Annotated in this window: 15 protein-coding genes; 4 read left to right on the top strand and 11 right to left on the bottom strand. The window is 58.3% G+C overall.

Annotated features, from left to right (window positions below; genetic code table 11):
- Positions 1 to 4: 4 nt before the first annotated feature.
- Together QFZ41_RS12985 and QFZ41_RS12980 are read right to left on the bottom strand one after the other, a co-directional pair.
- Positions 5 to 1,576: an RHS repeat domain-containing protein gene (locus tag QFZ41_RS12985; RefSeq protein WP_429199151.1), complete on the bottom strand. Its 1,572-nt coding sequence runs from the start codon at positions 1,574 to 1,576 to the stop codon at positions 5 to 7.
- Between the two features lie 47 nt (positions 1,577 to 1,623).
- Complete coding sequence (locus tag QFZ41_RS12980; protein WP_429199150.1) at positions 1,624 to 3,198, bottom strand: DUF6531 domain-containing protein; 1,575 nt, start codon at positions 3,196 to 3,198, stop codon at positions 1,624 to 1,626.
- 606 nt (positions 3,199 to 3,804) lie between these two features.
- Here QFZ41_RS12980 and QFZ41_RS12975 point away from each other — a divergent pair.
- Positions 3,805 to 4,026: a hypothetical protein gene (locus QFZ41_RS12975; RefSeq protein ID WP_429199149.1), complete on the top strand. Its 222-nt coding sequence runs from the start codon at positions 3,805 to 3,807 to the stop codon at positions 4,024 to 4,026.
- Positions 4,027 to 4,234: 208 nt separating this feature from the next.
- Positions 4,235 to 4,471 carry a hypothetical protein gene (locus QFZ41_RS12970; protein ID WP_429199148.1) on the top strand — a complete coding sequence of 79 codons (237 nt, stop codon included), beginning with the start codon at positions 4,235 to 4,237 and terminating at the stop codon, positions 4,469 to 4,471.
- A gap of 25 nt (positions 4,472 to 4,496) precedes the next feature.
- Here QFZ41_RS12970 and QFZ41_RS12965 read toward each other — a convergent pair.
- From QFZ41_RS12965 to QFZ41_RS12945, 5 genes are all read right to left on the bottom strand, one after another.
- Positions 4,497 to 5,605 (bottom strand): IS3 family transposase gene (locus QFZ41_RS12965; protein ID WP_429198854.1). Its coding sequence is split into 2 segments (ribosomal slippage): positions 4,497 to 5,344 and positions 5,344 to 5,605, totalling 1,110 coding nucleotides; the frame shifts between segments, so codons are not numbered across the junction.
- A gap of 280 nt (positions 5,606 to 5,885) precedes the next feature.
- Positions 5,886 to 11,438 (bottom strand): DEAD/DEAH box helicase, encoded by a 5,553-nt coding sequence (locus tag QFZ41_RS12960; protein ID WP_429199147.1) that lies wholly within the window; start codon positions 11,436 to 11,438, stop codon positions 5,886 to 5,888.
- 26 nt (positions 11,439 to 11,464) lie between these two features.
- Positions 11,465 to 12,529 (bottom strand): hypothetical protein, encoded by a 1,065-nt coding sequence (locus tag QFZ41_RS12955; RefSeq protein ID WP_429199146.1) that lies wholly within the window; start codon positions 12,527 to 12,529, stop codon positions 11,465 to 11,467.
- The gene (locus tag QFZ41_RS12950) at positions 12,526 to 15,378 is read right to left on the bottom strand and encodes a hypothetical protein (RefSeq protein WP_429199145.1); all 2,853 of its coding nucleotides are present in this window, start codon (positions 15,376 to 15,378) and stop codon (positions 12,526 to 12,528) included. The genes QFZ41_RS12955 and QFZ41_RS12950 overlap by 4 nt, the downstream gene beginning before the upstream one ends.
- A gap of 241 nt (positions 15,379 to 15,619) precedes the next feature.
- Positions 15,620 to 16,801 (bottom strand): Druantia anti-phage system protein DruA, encoded by a 1,182-nt coding sequence (locus QFZ41_RS12945; RefSeq protein ID WP_429199144.1) that lies wholly within the window; start codon positions 16,799 to 16,801, stop codon positions 15,620 to 15,622.
- Between the two features lie 71 nt (positions 16,802 to 16,872).
- Here QFZ41_RS12945 and QFZ41_RS12940 point away from each other — a divergent pair, with 71 nt between their 5' ends.
- Positions 16,873 to 17,229: a recombinase family protein gene (locus tag QFZ41_RS12940; RefSeq protein WP_429199143.1), complete on the top strand. Its 357-nt coding sequence runs from the start codon at positions 16,873 to 16,875 to the stop codon at positions 17,227 to 17,229.
- Between the two features lie 233 nt (positions 17,230 to 17,462).
- On the opposite strand, the gene QFZ41_RS12935 is transcribed toward QFZ41_RS12940, so the two are convergent.
- From QFZ41_RS12935 to QFZ41_RS12920, 4 genes are all read right to left on the bottom strand, one after another.
- The gene (locus QFZ41_RS12935) at positions 17,463 to 18,386 is read right to left on the bottom strand and encodes a hypothetical protein (protein ID WP_429199142.1); all 924 of its coding nucleotides are present in this window, start codon (positions 18,384 to 18,386) and stop codon (positions 17,463 to 17,465) included.
- A gap of 418 nt (positions 18,387 to 18,804) precedes the next feature.
- Complete coding sequence (locus QFZ41_RS12930) at positions 18,805 to 19,575, bottom strand: NrdJb (protein ID WP_429199141.1); 771 nt, start codon at positions 19,573 to 19,575, stop codon at positions 18,805 to 18,807.
- Positions 19,576 to 19,632: 57 nt separating this feature from the next.
- Positions 19,633 to 20,619, bottom strand: a complete 987-nt coding sequence (locus QFZ41_RS12925; RefSeq protein ID WP_429199140.1) for a histone — start codon at positions 20,617 to 20,619, stop codon at positions 19,633 to 19,635.
- 21 nt (positions 20,620 to 20,640) lie between these two features.
- A complete protein-coding gene (locus QFZ41_RS12920) occupies positions 20,641 to 22,788 on the bottom strand; it encodes an adenosylcobalamin-dependent ribonucleoside-diphosphate reductase (RefSeq protein ID WP_371024461.1) in 2,148 nt (715 codons plus the stop codon).
- Positions 22,789 to 23,149: 361 nt separating this feature from the next.
- Between QFZ41_RS12920 and QFZ41_RS12915 the strand changes: the two genes are divergently transcribed.
- Entirely contained in the window at positions 23,150 to 24,520 is a 1,371-nt protein-coding gene (locus QFZ41_RS12915; RefSeq protein ID WP_429199139.1) for a DegQ family serine endoprotease, read from the top strand.
- Positions 24,521 to 24,867: the final 347 nt, after the last annotated feature.

Here is a 24,867-nt window from a genome sequence, read left to right as displayed (position 1 = left end):
TCAATCACTCCCTAATCGAATGGAATTGAGTGGAAAGCAGACGACCCTGTGGGTCATAGCTGTAGGTCGTAGCACGGTCGGGCGTCGTTACCGTCTCAGGGCGGAAGCTCGTGCCGTTCCAGGTCGTGGTGATCGTGCGCTCATTGGGCGTGTCCTTCGCCTCGGTGCGGCTGGTTTCCCGGCCGAGGGCATCGTAGGCATAAGTCGTGACATGCCCGAGAGCATCGGTGCGGCTGTCAAGCTGCGCGTTCGCCGTATAGGAAAACGTGGAATTTGAAGCGGGACAGCCTGCGATCGGCTCACCTTCGATGGCGGTGATGCGCTTGGCGCCCTGGACAATGTCGAAGCGGTACACCACTGGATGTCCGAGCGGATTGGTCACGGTCGTCGAACCATCGGTGTTGTAGGTGAATGCAAAAGCACCCTTTCCGCCGGCCATCGCTGCAGATACCGCCCGCCCGCTCGAGTCATACGCCCAAGTACTCGCCCGTATGCCTCGCTCGTCAACGATGCCTGTCAACAACTTGGGGTGGTTCGAGTCCTCGTAAAGGTAGCTGCGGCTCGTCGAGTGCCCCGGCCAAGTCTTCTTGACACCCGTCAATCGGAAGGACGAGTCGACGGTATAGGTGATCGTCAGGTTCCCCACGACGAGCGAGGACGGCCACCCATAATGGGTCGTGTAGACCATCTGGTGTCCAAGTGAGTCCGTCACAGTCATCACCGAATCACCCGACGGCGTCGTGCTGTAGGCGATGGTGAGGGCCCGGCCATCCTCCTTTTGCCACCGAATGAGATTTCCCTGGGCATCAAAGGTCATCTGCTCATTGGATTGTGAGGTGTAGGTCCATCCGGCCGTGTTTATCGTCATCGTGCCGAGCTCCCCGCCATCCGCCACCAGCGCACCGTTTCGCGCCACGAAGAGTGCGGTACGACCATCTTCGAAGAGAATCGTGACCCCTCGCGAGGCGACTTCCGAATCGGCATAAACGTGCGTATTTAGGGTGGTCGACCAGCCGGCATCGCTTCCACTGTTGTAGCTCCGGGAGAAGCGGATTTCGCCATCCTGGTCGGCGTAATCGGTCTCGGTTTCGAAAACATTGCCGTTAGCGGGATTTACTGGGTCACCACAGGAAACAAACCCGACATTGACGGGACTCGTCGGATCACCCAGTTCCTTGCGACCTTGCTCCTCATCCGGCGATTCGCAGTAGCCTGACATCGGGTTGTAGACCTGTGCTGCCGTACAGTTGTCGCCATCCCGAAAGATGCCATGCCCGTACGAATACGTCCCACCGTATTTGGAACTTGTCCACGACACGTTGCATTGCCAAAGCTCTGTCTTTGGGGGAAAAGAAAGAGCGATATACGGGGGCTGGTAAGGTAAGGGCGTATCGGCGAGCACACCTGGCGGCGGGCCAGCCATATCTTTCACGTAGGCGACCTGACACGCCTGGTCCGCCGTGGAATAGTGCGTTGCCGATGGATTCGATCCATCCGTATCAAGCGTGTAGTAATACTCACCTGCCATTGCGCCTGTGCTGAAAACCAAGCTAACCAGGAAAAAGAGAATTCTCATGCGCCACTCCATCGTCTCGCACTTCTAAGTTCCATTACGGCGCCGTGCTACTGCGCCCTCGCGACCACGCTTGTCGAAACGAGCCGCCCCTGCGTGTCGTAGGTGTAGGTCGTTACGCGGTCGGGCGTCGTGACCGTCTTGGGTCTGAAGCTTGTCCCATCCCACGTGGTGGTTGTCACGCGCTCCTGGGCGGTACCCTCGGCTTCGGTTTTTGCCGTGATTCGCCCCTGGGTGTCATAAGCAAACGCCGTCACATGCCCCAGCGCATCGGTCTTCGTCGCGATCTGGCCCCGCGCATCGTATGTGAACGAGGAATTGCTGATGGGACATCCAGGAACCGGTTCACCCTGAACGTGGCTCATGCGCCGGGTGCCGGCGGCCACCGTATAGGTGTAAGTCACGACATGCCCGAGGGCATTGGTCACCTTAGTCGTTGTATCGTCCACATAGGTGATGGCGACCTTGTCCGTTCCACCTGCATGCTCGCTCGAGATGGCCCTTCCCTGGTCGTCATAAGACCACGAGGCAAAACGCACCCCGCGCTCGTCGATGAGTCCGGTCATCAGCGTAGGGTTGTCTGGGACCTCGTAGAGGTAGGTTCGGGTGGCGGTTTTGCTGCCGAAGGTGCGAGCCACGGAGACGAGCTGTCCCAAAGGACCATAGGTGTACGCAACACTAAGCCCGGTGGCCTTGAGGCTAGCCAGGGAGCCCGACATGTCCTCGACCCAGGTCAATACGTGACCCTGGGAGTCCTTGACCGTGACCTGTGGGTTGAAATTGGCGTCGTAACCATGCGTAAGGCTGGTCGTTCGTCCATCAGCCAACTTCACCGCGATAAGTTGACCCGAGCCATCAAATGTCAGCACATGATTGTCGGGGCTGGCATAGGTCCAGCTGGAGCCCGCGCGCGAAAGAATGCCTCGTTCGCTTGGCTCACTCGAGATGGTCGCGCCCTGGATGGCAAAGAGCGATGAGCGGCCGTCGTCGAACGTCAGAGTCGCCGACGAATCACCGACCGTTAGGGTATCGCTGTAAGTGTGTCGCCATGTGCCAAGCAAGCCGTTATAGAAGCGCTCGAATACCAGTTCACCGTTTTCGTCCTTGAAGTCCACCTCACGCTCGAACTTGTTGCCAATGGCCGCGTTGATGGGATTGCCCTGGCAATCATTCGGGTCATTGTTCGGATTGTTGTTGGGATCGCCCAACTGGCGGCGCCGGTTGAACTCGTCCAGTGATTCGCACTGCCCCGCTTGCGGATCGAACACTTCGAGGTTCGGGCAGGAGTCGCCCTGTAGTTGGATAAAGTGAGGGATATGGTCGAACGACCAGGAGCTCCCATCAATGGTGTACGTGAAGTTCTGATAGCAATCGTAGAAAAACTGCGGTCCCGACTGGGGCTCCACCTTCGGAGGCGTATAGGCGAGAAGTATCCGGCTCGGATTACCCGCGAATTGCTCCTTGTCCTTCTCGTAGCCTGCACGGCATGCCGCATCGGCAGTTCCATAGTGGACGGAGTCGTTCGGTGGTGGAAACGTCCGCGGGTCGAGTGCGAACCAGTAATCCTCCGCCGAAGCCGTACCAGCCAAAAGGGCCAGTCCCATCATTCCGAACAAAGTCTTCATATCATTCCATGAAGCGGTATGTTGATACATCCGAGCGACCTCACGCCTGACAGGCGCGTTTCCAAAAGGATGGTGGGGCTAGGCACGCCGCCTGCATCTGGCGTCCGTAGCAGGCCAAAGGGCACTACAAGAGTGCATCTCAAAAGTGCGTGGCGGTGCTGGACTGCCGTCTCCGGAAAGACCCGGCGTCGGAACCGTTGAGAGCGCTCACACGACGACATGGCGGGAGCGTCGAAGCAGACGGTGCCATTGTCCGACAGTGCCGTTGTCCCTAGCGGATGAACCATACCTTCCCTGGCGTCGAATTGTCGGGAGCGAGCTTTGTTCAACTGGAACCTTGAAAACCGTGACGAGAATCACGAATCGATTCATTCATCTAAGCAGTAAGCCCGCGACTTCGATAACCGGCACATATGCGTAACGAAGCAGCGTCGTACGCGTACGTGAGAAGAATGAGAGGCGCCTTCCACTGCGAAGGATCGTAAATTAAGTCACGCGCATGCCCTGTAGGCCTCGCGCTCTAATTTCTGTAGGGGTTCCCCTACAGGCTTTCTTACCCGACGCCGCCAAGTCGAAAAGTGCCGCGAGAGCAGCCATCAGATCAGAATGGCTGAAAAACCGAGCAGATTCTTCCTCGTTATGCCTGTCGTTCACCGTATCCCGGTGTTGCTGGCGATACCTGATTCGATCAGCGAGAAGCGCTTCTACCAACTCGCCGTGGGCGACATGACGAAAGAAACGGACACTATCGATCTCAGGCTGGTTCTCGATTTCCACGTGGCAGTCACCATGGAGGTCCCCACATCGGTTGAAGCAGCCTTGTCATAAGTTTAGGCACATCGCGTCGAATCGTAACAATCGCCTCCGGTGCAGTTCTCTCGGCAATGCGCGGACGCCCAATCAGTCGGCCGGCGTTAGACAGCAGGCGCCGCGGCAACACGCACCGCAGCGCCATGCTTCCGATCAGCGACGACCGCCTGCCGGCTCGGCCTGCGGCTGCGTCTGGGTCGACTGACCCGTCGGCGACGTGCCGCTGGTGCCGCTGGTCGTACCCGACGTTCCGGACGATGAGCCGGATGTTCCCGAAGACGTGCCGGTCGTTCCACCAGATGTACCCGTTGTCCCTGTGGACGAACCGGAGGTGCCCGTGGAAGAGCCGGACGTACCTGTGGACGTATCGGATGTCGATCCGGACGTACCCGAGTTGGAACGGTTACGCCCCTGCGTGCCCATGCTGTTGCCGCTCTGCCCGCTGGTGCCCGTGGACGACTGACCGGACTGTGTCGACCCCCCGTTAGTTAGTGCCAACCATAACCCAAGGCAGCCGGATCGTTTTGTTGCCTGAACTCGGCAGGTGTCATCCCGTCGAGGCTGTCGTGTGGGATCTCGCGGTTGTAATCAGCCAGCCAGAGTTCGGCCTGCTCACGCACTTCCGTCAGGTTCCGAAAGACGTGCATATCGAGTACGCCTCGCCGGAAGCTGCCGTTGAATCGCTCGATGAAGCCGTTCTGCATCGGCCTCCCGGGCTCGATGAAGTCCAGGGCGATCCCTTTGCGCTCTGCCCATTCGGCTAGCGCGAGGGCCACGAACTCCGGGCCGTTGTCCAGGCGAAGCTTCGAGGGATATCCGCGCCATGCCGCGACCCGCTCAAGTGTCCGAATGACACGTGAAGCAGGCAGGTTGAGATCGATTTCCACGGCCAGTGCCTCGCGAGTGAAGTCGTCAATCACGTTGAAGGTTCGGAACCGGCGACCATCCCAGAGCGCGTCGGACATGAAGTCGATCGACCAGCTCCCGTTGATCGACTCACCAGCAACCAAGGGCAGCGGATGACGCGTTGGGACGCGCTTCTTCCCGCGCCGCCGGCGATTCAGTTGCATCAGGCAATACACGCGCCAAACCCGTTTGTGGTTCCACGGCAAGCCGCGGCGGCGAATGATCTGAAACAGCTTGTCGAAGCCGCGCTCCGGGAAGCGCTCCGCCAGCTCCGCCAATAGCGCGATGACTGGCTCGTCGCGATCGACACGCGCTTTATAGCGCCGCGTGGATCGCGAAAAGCCCAGTGCCTGACAGGCCCGACGCTCGCTCCATCCATGGTGCTCGACCAACCAGGTAATGAGCGGGCGCTTGTGCGCCGGGTCTACAGCTTTTTTGCGATGAGATCTTTCAGTCCGTGATTCTCCATCGCCAGATCCGCATACATGCGCTTGAGCTTGTTGTGCTCGGCTTCCAGGTCGCGCAGCCGATGCACGTCGGATGCCTCCATGCCGCCGTACTTGGACTTCCAGACGTAATACGTCGCTTCCGAAATGCCGAGCTCACGGCACAGGTCCTTGACCTGCCTGCCGCCCTCGACTTGCTTTAGCGTCGCGACGATCTGGCTCTCGGTGAACTTGCTTTTGCGCATGATGGGTCTCCTTGGGGCTATTTTGCCCGGAGACCTCGAGTTATGTCTGGAGTAAGTTTACGGGGAGGCGACAGCAAGGCGGCCTACAATAACCGTAGGATCGAGTATCACTGAGTATCTGGCTGCGGCTTCCGTCAGCTGCACGTTCTGGGTTGCCTTGCAGAGCGGAGACGGTGAGCGTGTCCGCCATTGCCTGCGCAGCGCCGGATAACGACCGTCTGACGACCTGGTTGGTGATCGGAGCTGCCGGGACGTCACTTTCCCTACGAAGAATATCTTCTTACGTGACCGGCGCCTTCCACAGTGCCTCACGAATCAACCTAGTGACCTCTCCGAGGTTGCCACGAACCAAAATTTCACTTACGCACAGCAACGGCCTGCCTTCCTTCACGCCGGAAACACGACTGGAATATTGTAGGGACAAAGGATTGACCACGGCGACTGTCAACGACCTGCCTTCAATGTCAGTGACTTGTAGGGGATATGGGTGCTCACCGCCATTGGCGTCGGCGCAAGGCCCAAGCGCAATGAGAGTCAAACCCAATGACTTCTGTCGATGCAAATCTTCCGTGAGTAAGCGGGTAGTCACACCCAATCGATTCTTGTCGAATGGCGAGATCTTCCCAGTTAAAAGGAAGTCAACGAAGGAACGTCCAACGTGCCGATCGAGCAAACTGTGGTCTTGACGGTTACGGAAGTTTCGCAAGCATCGGTAGCACGACGAATCGCAATTCTCAGGGCAGTAAGAAACTGCTTGACGGGCCGCCTCCAAGAGCGCAACCCCCTTTGAGACGGCAGCACGGGAATATCCAGCACCGCCTGATAGGGTGTCATAAAGGAACAGTTCTGTTTCCCAGCCCATGCGCCCCTGCGGCGAATTTGCCGGACGATATTCCGCAGCGATCTCGCCCGGCTCCACTCCCAGAAGCTGGGTTGCCCCTCGCGAGATCGCCTCCGCTAATGTACGCATTGCGATGTGCGTAACGGTGTCACCCGGTGGCAAACGTAACGACGGCGCCAAGTTTATAGAAAAAAGCGATACGTCAGTGATGAACTGTGTGCCGAGAACAACGCCCAGTGCCACGCGACGACCCAGACACATTTCTTCTTTGGCATCAGGAGCGGGGCGACGATGAGCTCCTTCGAGGACGGGGCTCTGTGCAGTAACTGCCTCAATGCGGCCACAACTGACGCAGTAATTGTATCCCTTCCTGCGCGGCCCTGAATTGGACACCAGCAAGTGCGTGCGCATGGGCACAGATTGGACCCGGTCATTGATGTTCTTCCATGGCATATTCTTGTCGAAGGCCATGGTTAGTTTGGCGCGGGTGGCATAGCTCACTTCTGGTACATCTTCCGGAGAGACGAGAGGCGGTAAATTGATCGGGTGGGCAAAGCCTGAAGGTCGGAACCATCGTCTGTCGCGAAGGGCAGATGCGGTGCCACATGTCGGGCAGTCGCTGGCCTTACCTGATTCTCGCTGGTCCGATACGTCGTTAAGCTCCATGTAGCCGCAAACCCGACATTCGGCGTACAACTTATGTTTACGCCATTCACGAATACGATCTCGAGAGTACGGGGTATAGATGGCACCTGATTCATAACACTTTCCACCCACCCAGACTTGCTTTCCAGGGGCATATTGCGTGAGTGCCGTAGCGGCACCCTGTGACGGTGTATACTCGAAAAAAGGTCGGAAAGCGCTTGATCTCGCCTTGTCAAAGATGTGGAAAGTTGTCACATCCGTTGGGAAGGCATATCGAGGAAGAATCCCTTTAAATAGCAACGCATCAAGCAACCCATCCGGTGTACCGTCCTCGAACCCCGCCTGGAGCGTGGCCGCAGAAACGGTCTCCCCGCTCTTCGCCTCTTCGCCAGGTTGTTCAGCCGGGCCACCGACCACGCTCGTGGTGGATGCGGTTGCGTTATCCACTTCTCGCAACAGATCGGCTGAAAAGGTATCCAGGATATTCAACCTATCTTCTGCAGTCAGCTCCGTGGGGAGCCAGGCACCCACTCTTTCTCTGATCTTTGCTTCATTCTCGTCAAGCCACATCCCGAGGTCCATCAGTCCAGGAACGTGACCAGGCGTACGAAAATCGATGACATTACCGAGCACTGAGAACAGTTCGTTACTGAAGGCCGCAACACCCGATGCAATACGATCCTGAAGGTAAGTTTGCAGCAGAAAGGCACGCACGTGGCGACGTGCAATATCGGCGTTCTCCAGACTCAGCGTAGGATCATTGACCTCGCCCGCAATCATTTCTTTCGGCCGACTGAAGAAATGTTCATCGTGAGTATCCGAACCACCAAAAGCGATCACGGTTGCAATGGCATTGCCGCGTCGCCCAGCCCGACCCGCTCGCTGCTGGTAATTGGCACGCCCCGGCGGCATATTTCGAAGCGCGACTCCAGATAGTTGGCCGATGTCGATACCTACTTCCATAGTGGTAGTACTTGAAAGGATATCGATCGCCGTGCGAGGCATGGCTTCGTCTCCCGAGGGAAGCTCAACATCCTGAAAAAGTAACTCGTTTACTTCCGCCTTGGAAAAGGTATCTTCGACTTGGCTGGAGTTAAGTTGCGCAGTGTGCTCGGCGGCGACCAGTGTCATCGGTGCAACAGGATCACTACCGAGAACTTCAAGTACGGCGCGACGGTAATAACCCTTACGGACTCTAAAGAGTTCATCCGACTGCGGATCCATTGGGAACACATTCCTCATGCCGCAATCCCAGCAAAGCGCAATCATTCGCACGGGGCGATGAACGGACTTGCAAGTCGAGCACCGCACCCAGTCTCCATCGAAACGAAGTGAAAGTGCCTTCCCGGACAAGCGGTAATCTACGGTGATGCGCGTCGCGAAGATCTCTAGAAGTTTAGGGATCCACTTATCTTTGAAGATCTTCCTGCTGGCCGCGCTTGGCAGCCGACTCAGGAAACGCTGGAAGCCTCCGACCTTTCTTGTTCCGATACGCAACTTGTCAGTGCGAAGCGCCTCTTTCCATCTCTCCGGCATGTAGCTTAGCCAGAATCCGGTATGTTGCCACTCACGAATCCACGCACGAGCGAGCTCGATCTTATCTTGGTCCGTTTCCGTGGCGCCGGGGACATGTGGAAGATCGAGAATTTTTTCGCGCTTATCTTTCCGTTCGACAATCGATGCGATGGCCAGCGCCTCAAGGCCAAATGCGCGATTGCGCAACGCAATAATGAGATCCGCGACGAAAGCCTCTGGCGGCGCATCAGCCGAGCGCAACTCAATACACATCGTTTTGAGGTCTTGGTCCGACTCAAAAACGCCGGCGGCTATTTTTTGGGCTACGTCCTCGTGGGACCTAAACTCATCGCCTGGCCGTAGTTCCGGCCTTAAGCGCACGCCCAATTTGCTCGCGGCGATAAGCACAGCAGCATTCAAATCGCGGAGGTCGAGATCCAATCCATCGATAGCGCTCAGTCGGCGCCATCCAAAGGACACTAGGGAACGCAAGGAATCCCTGGAAGACAATGTTTGAATGTTAGGCGCTAGTCGTGCAGCGACTTGACGCGAATCGGAAAACACCAGCACCTTGCGACCGCGAAGAGGCGCAAATGACGTCGCGGCAATCGGCGAGGGAGGCTGGAGCTGAATCTGCTTAGATACCAATACCTGAAACGGTTGATCGCCCTTTGTCTCATGATCTTGGATTGGAGAATACTCCTGGGCCCCATGTCGGCACGACGGGCATTTAGCAAAACGCCCCGGCTCCACGTCAGTCAGCCCATGAACATCGTCGTCCTCATCGGTCTGCGACGTCATACGGGCGGGCGTTGCGCCCTCACGCGCTATGTAAACCGTACGTGTCCGTGCTGTGCGCTCCTTTGCTCCAACTAAACCTGTGACGATATCAAAGTAGATCTCATCAGTAAGCTCTGGGCTCGCTGGAGGGGAGAACAAGATGTCAAGTGCGTGTAATTCGGGCGTGTCTTCGCTATCGACCCGCAGGGCAGCACCTGACTCCCGCCAAAGTACCTTTGGATCGGCGGGATTCTCGCAATAGGCCCGAGCGAATGGGGTACCGCAATGCCGACACGTGAACAGTTCAAGCACACGTGCGCCACAATTACATAGCTCTCGCGGCTGCGAATAAAGCTTCCCCATGATGCCGCGACTGTCGTCCGTGAGCTCACTACACCCGGGATCCAAACATACCCATAGGCCACGCAATCCGCGGAAGAACGTGTGGACGCGACAGGGTAAGAGGCTGGCGTCGTGCTCACTCAGGCGGGCGTTGGTAGCGAAGGCCGATAGCGTCGTCACCGCCCCGTCCGCCGTCCGCTGATCGTTATCGGGGAATATGTGGGCACCTAGACCGTCGACCGGCTGAGCCCTCTTCATCGTGAAGTTGATCAGTTCTGAGAGAGGGCCAAACCCTTCAAGAGCCCTGTGCAGATCAATTTCGGGGTGTCCCGAGCTGGCAATGCCCCGAGCGGCAAGGAACGGCTCAATCGCTAAGCTGCGATGACGCGGATCCTCATCGTAAAATGCCGACATGTCTATTCCATTCAACAATTTCCCCTCGTCGACAGTCCCCTGCCTAGGATTTTGTTGATAACGATAATCACCGGGGATCACATCGAAGACATCGCTCGGCAGCCCTGAGAGCTTGCTGGCAAAGATGGGAGCGGTTTTTTCGTCGGAAAAGCTAGCCGTAGCACAGATTACCTGAAACCGATCGGTGGAAATATTGAGCCGGTCTCGTAAGCGACGCAAGAGCAGCCCAACCTCCGCGCCAGCCGAGCCTCGATAAAGATGCGCCTCGTCAAGAATCAGTAGAAAGTTTTTGTCCGGGTTGTCTGCGAGCCAAGCCTTCGTCTGATCAAAGATCGTTGCCTCAACCGGTCGCATCAACATGTATTCGAGCATCGAATAGTTTGTGACGACGAGGTCTGGCGCCGCCATTTGAGCCTCATGTCGCGTTAGTAGCTCGGCGTCGTCGGGCAGTGTCACTGCGCGCAGGAATCGGCCCTCGGCGTCTTGCCACGGACTATTGTCGTTGCCGTACCATGCTCGGAGGTCTTTCTTTGAAGGCCATTTTCCGCGCGTCTTCAGCTCATGGACGAGTGCTCTTGCTTTAACGCCCCGTCGCCCTTCTTGAGCCGCAGTTTCTATGGCATCAATGTAGAACTTTCGAAACGGCTTAAGTACGCGTTGATCTTTTTTTGGATCACGAACACCCGCATAAGGCGTTCGGCTGGTGTAGCGTGCAAAACGTGGCGGCCGACCGGCCCAATCGATGAACTGATCATTCACTCTGTCGTCGCCAAACAATGCGCGAAGTCTAGTCAGCTGGTCGTTGACTAGGGCGTTCATGGGATAAAGAATCATTGCTCGCATCCCAGGCGTCGCGAACGATCCTCGCTCAGATGCTGCCTCGGTGGCCAGTCGTGCCAGAACGGGCATCAAGAACGACTCCGTTTTACCCGAACCGGTGCCAGTCATGATGACGGCACTTCGCCGGCCTACCTCGATAGCCTCAATTGCTGCGCTTTGGTGTGTGTAAGGCGGATTGTAGAGCGCTTGCGTGTTATCGGACCTTGGTTCCGCCAGCCGCTCTAAGACGTCAATCGCGGCCTGACTCAGGCCGTCGATCTGATTAAATCTGCGGCCCGTCTGATAACGCGGAGTGGATTCAATGAACGGCGATTGATGTACTACGCCTTCCGCTTCAAGGAGCACACGACGTTGCCGTGCGAGTGCAGCGTCGCCGATGTGGTAAGTGGCTTCAATGTATTCAATCAGTGCCGTGCGGAGCTCGCTGCTGACACCATGAATTGTTTTGTTCTTCATGTCATTCCAGATCGTGATTGAATGCATCAAAGTCGAACGAACCAGCAAGACTCTTGCAGAAAGGCCTCCGCCTCATTGACGGTTCCTGATGAAAACGACAAGACGCCTTGAGGAGATACGTCCGAGGGAATACGACCCGAAAGAACGATCAGTTGTCGATGCGCCTGAGTTGGAAGAGGGAACCCAGGACGAATGACCGTGCGGCAGCCGTCGGCCTCCAGTGTATAAGTATTAGGTCGGCCATTAGTTGCGTCGACTGCAAGCTGTATCAACCAAGCGGCGTCACATGCTCGCCCGCCGACCTCCAATGGATCGATGGCTAGATAGCGCGTACAACGACCGGCGCTGAATAATCCTACGAACCATGCCGCTGCGCCATACGTACGTTCAACGCGAAACACGTGGTACCCGCTCTCGTCCGCAGGTGAACGCCACCGTTCTTTATATTTCGCCTGACCCCCAGCATGCGATAATAGACGAATATCACCTGGGTCACCAACGGTGCCACGAATGCGAAGCCTTTCTTCGATGTCACTTCGGAGATCTTCGGCACTTCCATAAGAAAACTTGCGCGTCCAATCTTTGTAGTTAATCTCTGGCAACCTCAATCGCTCCACGACAGTTGCAGCTGTCGCGGATGGTAGGTACCGAACAGCTCCTTCGTGGATAAGAGCCGAACTGATGTCCTCGGGCAAGAGTACGGCGTCGTCGCTGGCAACACCAAGTAGATAATGCCGATCGCCGAGCGGCATGAAGCGAGGCGCACATAGGTACAGTGCCGTATGAATCTTGCCGTTCGTAGGGTCATCGGTCACTTCGACCAGATCCCCGGCAACAATAAGAGCCTCGATCGTCTCATGAACAAGTTCTTTGAGCTGCGGTTGCGTAACCTCTAATGCCACGTCGAGGGATTGAATAGCGCATTCAATAACTAATTCTCTTGGAACCGGGCACATCAGTCCACAAAGCCGTCGCAACGACTGTGCCAAAATCATGTCTGTCGACGCCACCCTTGAACGAATGCCCAGATCGCTGGCGATTTGGGCACGCATCTCCATTGGATTTATCAATCGCGTTCCTGTGGCGTTCACGGGGCTCCCGTACGGCGGAAAGAGGCGTACAAATTTAGGAGGCGCGCGCCGCGGACCAGAACACCGCGAGTCGCTGCATCCACCCTATTCAAAACTTCGCTGTCGTAGGTGGATAAGGCCTCTGCCCTCGTTGCTGCCTTCCAGCACACACGTATACATTCTTCGTTGACCAACGCACCGTAATAGGCCATGGAAGTCTTGGCGTGCCATTGGCGGATATCACCTACCCCTATGTTGCCTTTGCACCAGGCGTGACTAAGACTAATGCCATAGGAGTTTGACGCGTGTGGCTCAACCGCACCTTCGATAGCATCCCAGAGCTGCTTATCCGCCGCCTTGTGGATGGAATCTTCAGATTTAATCCATGGTTTGCCGCAAAGGATCTCCAATAGACTAATACTAAACGCGTGGACAACGCGGGATTGGCGCAACCGAGCCGTGGCATTCACTGGCCTTGCTCTTGCCCATCGACCGCAGCATTCGATCAATTCGTTAATAGGCAATTCGGAGTCGATCGGTGGCAGGGCCAGTGCGTTCAAGCCTCCACTGATGCGAGACAAGGAGGTAACGACGGACTGCTCGCACCCGCCTCCCCTCGCTACAAGTAGCCCTGACATCTCGGCAACAGCTAAGCCTTCGATGGCGCTAGAGGCAACTACAGCTACGCGCCTGGCTGGTGTGACAAACGCGTAATAATCGATGGCGATATCTTCGGAGTCCACTCCATCATTGACGAGTCGAGCGAATCCCTTCTGCTTAAGGCGAGCGACCACCCACCGAATAGGCTTGGGATCGGCTCTCAGACGTATAGCCTGACTACCCATGTCACGTGTTTTGATACTTAAGCTACCGCTTCGGGCAGCCAGAAATTCTTCGTCGTCACATTCGTCCAGGAAGTCCTGCAGGCATTGGTTCCACCTCGTCACCGAAAGAGGTAACGGGCGTGAAAGAAGCTCGCGCTCAAGAACCGGTTGGCCGTCATCCTTGAGTAGCGTCGCTACCACTTTCACGTGCCCGGCGGCCCCTTGTGCCTGAAGTGACAGCTTGCCGGTAAGAAAATCGTCGATCGTGGGCGCTGCAGGATCCACCAGCGCGATCATCCCATCGTCCGCCAAGCGGTCGGGTATCCACACGGTAGGTCGGCGGACGAGGAAACTGAAAGCCACGCTGGTCCGATGAGGCCCAGCATGCGCCGACGTGGGATTATGCTGAATGGACTGAATGACAAGGTCATGGCGTCCTTCTGGCAATCGACCTAACGCGATCAGCAGATGGCGCTCGGACGTCGAGACTGGCATCTGGGACAGCTGTCCATCCAACGTTACGTCAATACTGTCGATTTCGTGATCCCTATCCAGTACGAAAGCTACTGATTCCGTCGTCAGCCACTCTCCACCGATTCCGGAGGCGGCGTTGCGAGGGAATAGCCCTGCCGCCCTGACGGTCAAGGAGCGGCGGACCGATATGCCCACAGACTTCAAAGCCGAGATCAGTTCGTTAGGCACAATGTTCGGCAACGTCAACTCAACCGCCGCGACGTTAGCGCACTCTAACGTCAACGGTGCTCCAAACGACTCTACGACGCTACTCGCTCGTGCGATCAAATAATACTGACCGCCGGGCCTGACGACCAGATCATTGCATTGATCCGCACGACCACCCACGAATGACTCGAAGAGCCAGATGGGTCCGGGCGCTGACATCATTGGACCTGCATACAGCTCTAGTGCCTCAGGCAGAGTCGGTGAGAGAACGACATGTGCGGCATCAGTGACTGGCCAGGCGGTCAACTGCCACCCAGACGGGCAATCAGACATCAATGAAGTCGCCGGCTTAGCCCTGTCAGTCACGTTGCAAATGATGTCGCGCTCAGCAAGCGCCTGCTTGAACTCGGGCCTTTGAGCACACAGTCCAACAAATGATGGCGGAAGCAGGAAGACCTGCACGGTTCCGCTCAGTGAACGACGTAGCTGGAATGTCGTCCGGAGCATCCGATATGGCGCTGCGCGTATTTCATCGTGATCGTCGCCTCTCCTCTGCTCCCCTTGATCCGCATCATTGGCGCAAGACCAAATTCTTGCGAGCCGGCCGCCGATGCGAGCTACGGGACCAGCATATTTTTCGCGCGCCGCTCGAATCCATTCTCTCTCTTGTGCCCGTGAGGCAATATCGCCGCTGATGCGCTGGAGTGTGGGAGCAAAGATTGCGGAAGGTTGATCACCATGGTCGCGCAAAAGTGTGTGTACGATTTGGCCTACAAGCGCTTCGTTTTGAAGAAAGTGCCTATAACGAGGGGTCGGAAAGTGCGCGTGTGCCCGAATCAATCGACCCAAGTCCTCGTCCTGTAGTTCGGCCCCGGCTGCTAAGTCCCCGCGACCATAGTGCAAGGTCTCAGCGAGTTGAAGCTGCAGATCTTTGGGCAAAAGCGCGTGCGTAATAGGCCAGCTTATTAATCGGAAACGCTCGGCCCAACTACCGCTAGGCTTAGCGCCCCGGTACTTCGTGGCGAATCGCTTAAACCATTCGCGAAGCAGTTCGCGATTGCCCTGGTATTGCCACCATGACGAACTGGGAACGAACGAATCCCAGAACTCAAGACCTGCGAAGTCGTAGCCGTGTTCAGCTGCGCTGACGACCGTACACAACCAAAAATCTTCTGAGAGGAATCCACGCTCCCGCAGGTGTTCTTCTAGGAGTTTCGATAGCTGCCGCGTCCATCCCTCATCATACGGATGCTCTAGCGCAAACACGGGCGCGCCAACGCGCTGTTTTTCAAGTTTTAGGGCCTTGAAGTGCGCATCAAGCTCGTGCTCTATGCGAGAAAGTGCTGTCGCCGTCACGTTGGACAAGACACTACCGAGCCTCAGGCTCGGGTGGTAGCGCCGGTGCGCCTTCGGAGTGCCAACCTGTCATTCCGCCCCTCCTTCCTTGTATTTTCTACCGACCACGAGTCCCCGGGCTCGGTCATTTCGTACTGTTCAACTATAACTTACGGCTGACTCTCGTCAAACTTGAGCTACAGAGGACGGATAATCCGATCCGGTGCCAGCGCACCATCCGCGAAGACATGAATCAATGATCCCTAACAACCTACTTCCGAATGTTCAAAGCGCAACGAAGGAGGCCGGGAGCGTCAAATTCGTGCCATTCGGGGTTCCTCTCCACTCGTGGCAGGGCCCATCTGTCGAGCCAGTATTGGCCCCAAACTTCATCGTCGAAGGCTATAGGGTCTGGTGTGGCGCCCTCGCGGCACACGTCGAGCAGATTATTGACAAGTTCGAATAGAAACACTTCTCGCTTAATGCCATGCGAAAGATGGGCCATTGGCAAACGCAACCCCACCAATGCGTTACAGATGTTTTGCCAACGAACTTTCGGGCCATTACCAAAGCCTGCCGGCACATACTTATTTGCCTGGCGTAGCCACTGGACCATCATCGGATAGACCTCCTCAAGATGAAGACTGCCAAATCCCTGCGTGAATCCCAGCGGTTTTGCCAATACCCCCTCTGCATTTCGCAGCCGGTTATAGATAGAGCTTCGCCCAAAGGCACTGGAAGTTGTAATCGCTAGGAGAGGCTGAGGTATTCGTTGTTTTAGTTGAGTTGTTTCGCGGTGTCCGTATGTTCGCCAGTACTCTTGACGAATTCGCGGGGAGCACAAGAAACCCGCAACTAGCTTTCCCGCTAGTAGGGGCGCGTACGTCGGCGTGGCTCCCACCGTGTACGCATCCAGCGTATTGTTCACTACCGAAAGTTTTTGCGCGCGGGGTACATCCAGATATTGATCCCTGCAAGCAAGGTCTGCAGACGGTGATTGCAGCCCTATAATCCCAATCAATGCTTCGTGATGGGCATCCATCACCAAGAATCGCATCCGTCGGCCATATCCCTTTGAATAGGGCATTGACCAATAACCACGCGCCACTTTAAAGAGCTTTTCCTCCAAAGAGTCTGGAGCAACCGGTATCAAATAGGGGGCAATTCGGGAAGGCTCAATTCGTGCAGACTGGGGGAAATATTTACGTAGTTTGGAAAACAATCGCCTCAGATTCTCGTAGTCGGTCAGCGGGTCGGCGACCTTTGCGCGCAGATGCAATGTCTTGAGCACATCTTTGTCATTGCTCTTGACGGCTTTTCGGACGCGGTTAGTGGCAGCCTTGATTGCGCGCTTGAGCTTCTCGTCATCGACTTTGACAGGAATCGCTTCACAATGACTCAGATCATTGATTTTATTGGTTTTTTTATGATTTTTAATCGATGAGGCGGCCATAGATATGTATAGTAGCTAATAGTGGCTTCTGTTGGTCATCAGAACTGTTCGGCGGGGGGCATGCGTAACTTATGGCAGACAAGGGACACTGGTACTTCGTCACGGATCCGGGATGTGTACAGGGTCGTACCACTTCTGCTGTCGAGGTGCCCATGGCACCTAATATTGTTTCGGAGACACCCCTCGTGCGTGGCAGACTTCGAGTCGCCGAGTACGTACGTATGTCGACTGATCGCCAAAAAAAGTACTCGACCGCCAATCAAGCGACTGCGGTCCGCGAGTATGCCTTCAAACATGACATGGACGTTGTCCGGATCTTCCAGGGCGACGGCAAAAATGGACTCGAAATCGACGGACGTCGGGGTCTCAAGCGATGTTGGCGATACCACGACCGGACGCGTCGATTTCTCAGCAATCCTCGTCTTTGATGTCAGTCGCTGGGGCCATTTCCAGGATTCGGACGACGCTGCACGCTACGAGTGCTTATGCACCAAAGCAGACGTTCGAGCCACCTACTGGCCGAACCTATGAAGAACGACGGCATGCCGCTGAGACCCAGCAACAGCCCTACCGGCGACGAGCGCCGTCGGCACCGGGGCAAATCCTGCTACAACTAAGCCTGGAGATCCTATCTTTGGGTCATTAGATATTAAATCCATGGTTATTCATCGTCGGCTTGCACGAGTCGATCAACGGCTATCTGCTGGGGCTTAAGGTTGCCTGACTTATCACGGCGATAAACAATGCGGACATCCGCGCGAACAGTAGCGTATTTGGCTAGTTCCTCAGCATCAACGGAGTCCGATAGTTTCAATGGCACCCGGCGATCCACTAGTCCCGGAATGAGGCCCTTCCATCCTTGCCTGACCTTATCCCGATCTATAGCGCGGATCTGAAGGTCCACGTCAGGGTAGGTTTCTTCCAGCGGCCGTTCGTCGAACTCGACCTTTGCAGGAACTTCCTTCACGGCCGCCGACGTAATTGAGAGCTTTTGGTTACCGTCCAGAATGATGGCTGCGGCCTCGTTTTTTGCGGGTGCCAATACTCTTGCCGAATCTTGAGCAATTTTCTTTCTATCTGCACCGACGGCTGCCGTCAACACTCTCGCAAATGCCTGAGGATCCATTTTGTAGGACTCTGCGCCGATAATATTAATCACGTTATTATTGGCTTGAATTGCGGACGACTGTTGACCATCGTTCATGGCGCTATAAGCTTGAGCGGCACCGTATGCCAGCAACGCAAGCACCGCCACAGAAATGATCGGGTGCTTTACAATTATTTCCCTGGCTTCTGCCACAACACTCTCGTTCGCCTTCTTAAGGAACGCGTCCAGTTTCTCCTGCGACCCGAAGACCAGCTTTACGAGGACATCCTCGACGAATGAGCCTTGCTCGAAACCCTCGACAAACAGGTCGGCGCTCAGTACTTCCACTCCCGTCAGTGCGGATAGTGTTCGGGGTAGAAAATGGGCCGAGATCCGCTGAAGCCCCTGAAGCGAGGCGATGACATCTTTGACTGGGACAGGATGTTCCGTGGTGTATCTGATCTCATGCCGAGCAAAAAGTGCTGTCTCGAACGTCATTCCCTTGCTTCCCTTGCGCCGTGGCGGAGTGCCACCTTCATATTAGTCTGCCATAGGCGCAATGGGGGCCAGTCTTGCGCGAGCAACCAGGTAGGAAGCGGAGATCGATGCAATGGTCAGGACGACCGAGGCAACCTCATTGTTCGATCGAGGGCTACCGGGAGCCGCATAACCAGCTGCGGGCTAGTTGCGAGGCTTACCGAGGTGCGAACGCGCCCCGCGAAGTCTCCGTCCACGCCCGGCGCGGCGTCAGTTTCGCTAAAGCAGCGTCCTCAAGACAGAGGGCCACCCACCGGCGACCCTCTGTCTTGCTATTCAGTCACTTGGCTATGGGAGCTTTTGCTACCAAATCGCGGTAGTAGCAGTTTTCTCCAGGTGCCCCACAGCCACCCCGACAGTTAGCTGATGCGGGGTTACATCACCCGCACTTCGAATACCCACAATTCAAACAAGTCTGGCACCCATCCATCAACACCAGCGCCTGCGTATTGCACTTCACGCACAGCGTGGCGCCAGGCGGAAAGCCGGAGGCTTCGGTGGATGCTGAGGCAGCCTTGTTATCGCCGACAGGGTCGGCTCCCACCGGGGTAGTGGCGGACGTGGTGGCGGGCTTGGCGTTCGCGTTTTCATAGGCGGCGCGCTTTTCCGCGATGAGCTGGCGGGTGGCGTCGCTCATTTCGGGGTCGTGGATCAGGCCGATCGACTTCATGTGCTGTTCGATCACGCCGCCGATCTCGGCCACGATGCTGGGCATGTAGATGCCGCCGGCCTTGAAGTAGCCGCCGCGCGGGTCGAAGACGGCCTTGAGCTCTTCGACGATGAAGGTCACGTCGCCACCCTTGCGGAAGACGGCGGACAGGATTCGGGTGAGCGCCACGATCCACTGGAAGTGGTCCATGTTCTTCGAGTTGATGAAGAGCTCGAAGGGTCGGCGCTGCTCGTGCTGGGTGCCGGCGTTCAGGACGATGTCGTTGATCGTCACGTACAGCGCGTGCTCGAAGAGCGGCGACTTGATCTTGTACGTGTTGCCGACGAGGGTCTCCGGTCGCTCCAGGCTTTCGTGCATCTGGATGACTTCGGCCACCGGCGCGGCTTCTTTCACCGGCGACGGGGCGGGGACCGGAGCGGCCTTGTCTTCGGGCTTAACGACGTTGTAGCCCTTGATCTTCTTTTCGATCTTGATCGCCATGACTTTTCTCTCTTGGATATCCGGCCCGGCGCGTACGCCGGGCCGGATGGGTACTACTTACTTACGACGGCCACGGCCGGCGCTCTTGCGCGCCGACGTCCGGCCGGTCTTGCTGGCAGTGGACCTCTTTACCGCCTTGGAGGCGGCTTTCTTACCGACAGCCTTGCGGGCGGTCGTCTTGCCGGCGGCCTTGCGGACCGTCTTCTTGGTAGCACCGCGGCCCGCCGTACGGCGGCCGCTCTTCGTCGCGGCCTTCCGGGGCGACGTAGCCTTCTTGGCGACGCGGCCGGCGGTCTTGCGACCGGCTGCCTTCTTCGCCACGCCCTTGCGGGCTGTCTTCTTGACGGCGACCTTGCGGCCGGCCGACTTCTTCACTGCGGCCTTGCGGCCCGCCTTCTTGGCGGCGACCTTGCGGGCCGGTGCCTTCTTGACGGCCTTCTTGACGGCTTTCTTGGCAGCCTTCTTCGCGGCAACCTTCTTGGCCGGTGCCTTCTTGGCAGCCTTCTTAGCCGCGACCTTCTTCGCCGGCGCCTTCTTGGCCGAAGCCTTCTTGGCAGCCGACTTCTTCACCGTGGCCTTCTTAGCCGCCGACTTCTTGGCGACCGACTTCTTCGCGGCTGCCTTCTTGCCGACGGCCTTCTTGGCCGAAGTCTTCTTCGTCGAAGCCTTCTTCGCAGCCGCCTTCTTGGCCGGGGCCTTCTTGGCGGCGGCTTTCTTGGTGGCCTTCTTCGCAGCCTTCTTCGCCGGAGCCGAAGCGGCCGGCTCTTCAGCCACGGCCTTCTTCGCCGGTGCCTTGCGGACGGCCTTCGTGGTCTTGGCCGCGGGCTTGCTGGTGGCGTCGGTGGACGGGGTCTCGCTGGTCGGGGCCGGGGCCTCGATCACCTTCTTGGCGACTGGCTTGCGCTTGACGACTTTCTTGGCGACGACCGGTGCAGCTGGCGTCACGGGAGCGGCGACTTCCGTCTCCGCTGCCGGCGTGCTGTCGGTATCGATGGTGTCGATCGAGGGCAGTTCACCCTCGACGATCTGGTTTTCACTCGACATACGTATTCCCTCTCCGCGGGGTCAGAACTTGCCGTAATAGCCTTCCTTCAAGGCATCGAAGAGGTTCGCGGCGGTGTGCATTTCACCGTCGTACTCGACCTCGTCGTTGCCTTTCAGTTCGACAACGCTACCGTCTTCCAATTCGAAGCGATAGAGGGTGTTCTCGAGGTCGGTTTCCTTGACCAGCACACCCTGGAACGCGGCGGGGTTGAACCGGAAGGTGGTGCAGCCCTTCAGACCCTGCTTGTACGCGTAGAAATAGATGTCCTTGAAGTCTTCGTACGGGTAGTCCGTGGGGACATTGGCGGTCTTGGAAATGGAAGAGTCGATCCACTTCTGCGAGGCCGCCTGGATGTCCACGTGCTCCTTCGGGCTGATGTCGTCGGCCGAGACGAAGTAATCCGGCAGGCGGGTCTTCGGGTCCTCGGAGAACGGCAGGGCGTCGCCGTTGATGAAGGCGCGGTAGGCCAGCAGCTCGTAGCTGAAGACCTCGACCTTCTCCTTCGACTTCTTGCCCTCGCGGATCACGTTGCGCGAGTAATGGTGCGCGAAGCTGGGCTCGATGCCGTTGGAGGCATTGTTGGCCAGGCTCAGCGAGATCGTGCCGGTGGGCGCGATGGACGAGTGGTGGGTGAAGCGCGCGCCGGTCTCGGCCAGGGCCTCGACCAGGTTCGGGGCCACCTCGGCCACGCGCTGCATGTAGCGCGAGTACTTCGCGTGCAGCACGCTGCCCTTGATGGCCTGGCCGACCTTCCAGCCGTCCTTCACCATCTCCGGGCGCTTGCGCAGCATGTCGCCGGTGACTTCGTAGTCGCGGGCCAGGACGGGCGCCGGGCCCTTTTCCTTGGCCAGTTCCAGCGCCACTTCCCAGCCGGCCACGGCCATCTCACGGGAGACTTCTTCCGTGAAGGCCACGGCATCGGACGCGCCGTAGCGCATCTTCAGCATGGTGAGGGTGGAACCCAGGCCGAGGAAGCCCATGCCGTGGCGGCGCTTGGACATGATCTCTTCGCGCTGCTGCGGCAACGGCAGGCCGTTGATCTCCACCACGTTGTCGAGCATGCGGGTGAACACGCGCACCACTTCGCGGTACTCGTCCCAGTCGAAGCGGGCCTTCGGGCCGAACGGGTCGCGCACGAAGGTGGTGAGGTTCACCGAGCCCAGCAGGCACGAACCGTACGGCGGCAGGGGTTGCTCGCCGCAGGGGTTGGTGGCGCGGATGTGCTCGCACCACCAGTTGTTGTTCATCTCGTTGACGCGGTCGATGAGGATAAAACCCGGCTCGGCGTAGTCGTACGTCGAGACCATGATCATGTCCCACAGGTGCCGCGCGCGGATGTGGCCGTAGATCTTGCAGGCCACCAGGCCGTCGTCACGGGTGACGTAGTTTTCCTTGGTGGGCCACTCGCGCCAGATGACCTTGGCCGGATCGGTCAGGTCGATCTCGTGCTGTTCCTTCACGTGCACCGGGAAAACCGTGGGCCAGTCCTGGTCGTTCTCCACCGCGTCCATGAATCCGTCGGTGATCAGCAGCGACAGGTTGAACTGGCGCAGGCGGCCATCCTCGCGCTTGGCGCGGATGAATTCCTTGGCGTCCGGGTGGGCGATGTCGAAGGTACCCATCTGCGCGCCGCGGCGGCCGCCGGCGGACGAGACGGTGAAGCACATCTTGTCGTAGATATCCATGAACGAGAGCGGGCCCGAGGTGTGGGCACCGGCGCCGGACACGTAGGCGCCGCGCGGACGCAGCGTCGAGAATTCATAGCCGATGCCGCAGCCGGCCTTCAGCGTGAGGCCCGCCTCGTGCACCTTCTCCAGGATGTCGTCCATCGAATCGAGGATGGTGCCCGACACGGTGCAGTTGATCGTCGAGGTGGCGGGCTTGTGCTCCAGCGCACCGGCATTGGACGTGATGCGGCCAGCGGGGATCGCACCGCGGCGCAGGGCCCAGAGGAATCGCTCGTACCAGTGATGGCGCAGTTCGTCGGTGGCTTCCACGTCCGACAGCGCGCGCGCGACGCGCTTGTAGGTCTCGTCCACCGAGCCGTCGACGGGATCGCCCGACTTGGCCTTCAGGCGGTACTTCTTGTCCCAGATGTCGTACGAGGCGGGCTGAAGCGGAATCGCCGCGGTCTCAAGCCCCATGGCTTGCGCACGTGCAGTGCTCATGTATGTCGTCCTCGAGTCTTGGCCCTTGTAGGCCTTCTTATAGGTATGCGATGGCGCAACCTGTCGGTGCCCCTCCCCCCGGAGGTCTCACCGACCATCCTTGCTACCCTCGCCGGCTCCGAAAAGCCTTTGCCGACGCTGGTTTGAAGCTTGTACCTGATGATCCGCAGCACCAGCACTTGGTAGATAGCGAACTTCGGAACACAAGATGTTGTGGTTGCGGCCGGAGTGAACCTTAAACCCGGAGGGGGGCGATGTAAAGTGTCGGCGAAGGCATTCTCAAGGATTGAAACCCGGGGCCCGGGTTGTGGTCGAATGCCCCCAGAACGTGCCCGGAGCACACCAGACAAGGAGCTTTTCAATGCCTGCCAGCAGTTACCGGCGAACCACTTTGTTCACCCTCGGCGCCACCCTGGCCCTGAGCCTGGCGTCGCCGACGTTCGCCGCCTTGCCGCCGTCCGTCGACGGTCAGCCGATACCTTCGCTGGCGCCGATGCTGGCCAAGGTGACGCCCGCGGTGGTGAACATCTCGACAAAGACGCACGTACGTGCGCGCGATCCCTACTTCGATGATCCGCTGTTTCGCCAGTTGTTCGGCAACCAGGGCTTTCAGCGCGAGCGCGTGGAACAGAGCCTGGGCTCGGGCGTGGTCATCGACGCGGCCAAGGGCTACGTGCTGACCAATAACCATGTCGTGGGCGGCGCGGACGACATCACGGTGACCCTGCAGGACGGCCGAGACTTCAAAGCGAAGCTGCTCGGCAGCGATCCGGATACCGACGTCGCGGTGCTGCAGATTCCGGCCGACCGCTTGCAGGCGCTGCCCATCGCCGATTCATCGCAACTGCGCGTGGGCGATTTCGTGGTGGCCGTGGGCGACCCGTTCGGGCTCGGGCAGACGGCCACCTCGGGCATGGTCTCGGCGCTGGGCCGCTCGGGCCTGGGCAAGGGCTTCCAGAACTTCATCCAGACCGATGCCTCGATCAACCCCGGCAATTCCGGCGGCGCGCTGGTGAACCTGCGCGGCGAGCTGGTCGGCATCAACTCGATGATCTTCACGCCCTCGGGCGGCAACGTGGGCATCGGCTTCGCCATCCCCACCGATCTCGCCACGGGCGTGATGAAGCAGCTGCTGACCTACGGCAAGGTGCGCCGCGGCAACCTCGGCCTGGAAGTGCAGGACATCACGCCGCGCATCGCCCAGGCGCTGAACCTGAAGGACACCAACGGCGCGGTGGTCACGCGGATCAACGATGGTTCGCCGGCCGAGGGCGCGGGTGTGCAGGTCGGCGACGTGCTCACCGCGGTCGACGGCAAGCCCGTGCGCGCGGCGCAGGATGTGCGCAATGCGGAGGGCCTGCTGCCTCTGGGCGCGAAGGTGAAGCTCACGGTGAAGCGAGACGGCGCCACGCAGGATGTGCAGGCGACCATTGCGGCGGTGAAGCTCGCGACGCTGGACGGCGCGAAGGTGGATGCGCGGCTGGCGGGGGTCACGCTGAGCGACCTGACGCCTGAGCAGAAGGCGCAGGGCTTGTATGGCGTGGCGTTGAGCGGCGTGCGGCGCGGGTCGCCGGCGGCTTCGGCGGGGTTGCAGGATGGGGACATCGTGATCGGCATCGCGCAGCGGCGGGTTGCCGGGGTGAAGAGCCTGCCGACCACGGGGTCGTTGGGTGGAAGGCAGTTGTTGCTGACTGTCGTGCGGGATGATGCGGTGTATTACGTGGTGCTGTGACTTTCCTGGAGCGGGGCCATCGGTGGTCCTTTAGCTCATTGGGGCGTTGTAGCCATGCGGCGGTCCTGTGGCCATGCGGTGGTCCTGTGGCCATGTGGTGGTCCTGTGGCCATGCGGTGGTCCTGCGGCACCAATCGCTGCTTAAGCAGCTTCCCACCCGGTTGCGGCTGACGGGTGGGAAGCCGCTTAAGCGGCGATCCCGCGATCCCGGGAAGCCCATCGCCGACAGGGTCGGCTCCCACCAGGCAGCCGCAACCGGGTGGGAAGCCGCTTAAGCGGCGATTGGCCCGACAGCCTACGTTCCGTTTACCAACGGCAGGATGCTGAACGACGTCAATGGTGCGCGC

The sequence above is a fragment of the Luteibacter sp. W1I16 genome, assembly GCF_050434905.1.
In the GTDB taxonomy this organism is placed as follows: Bacteria; Pseudomonadota; Gammaproteobacteria; order Xanthomonadales; family Rhodanobacteraceae; genus Luteibacter.
This window is presented reverse-complemented; position numbering and strand designations above follow the sequence as displayed.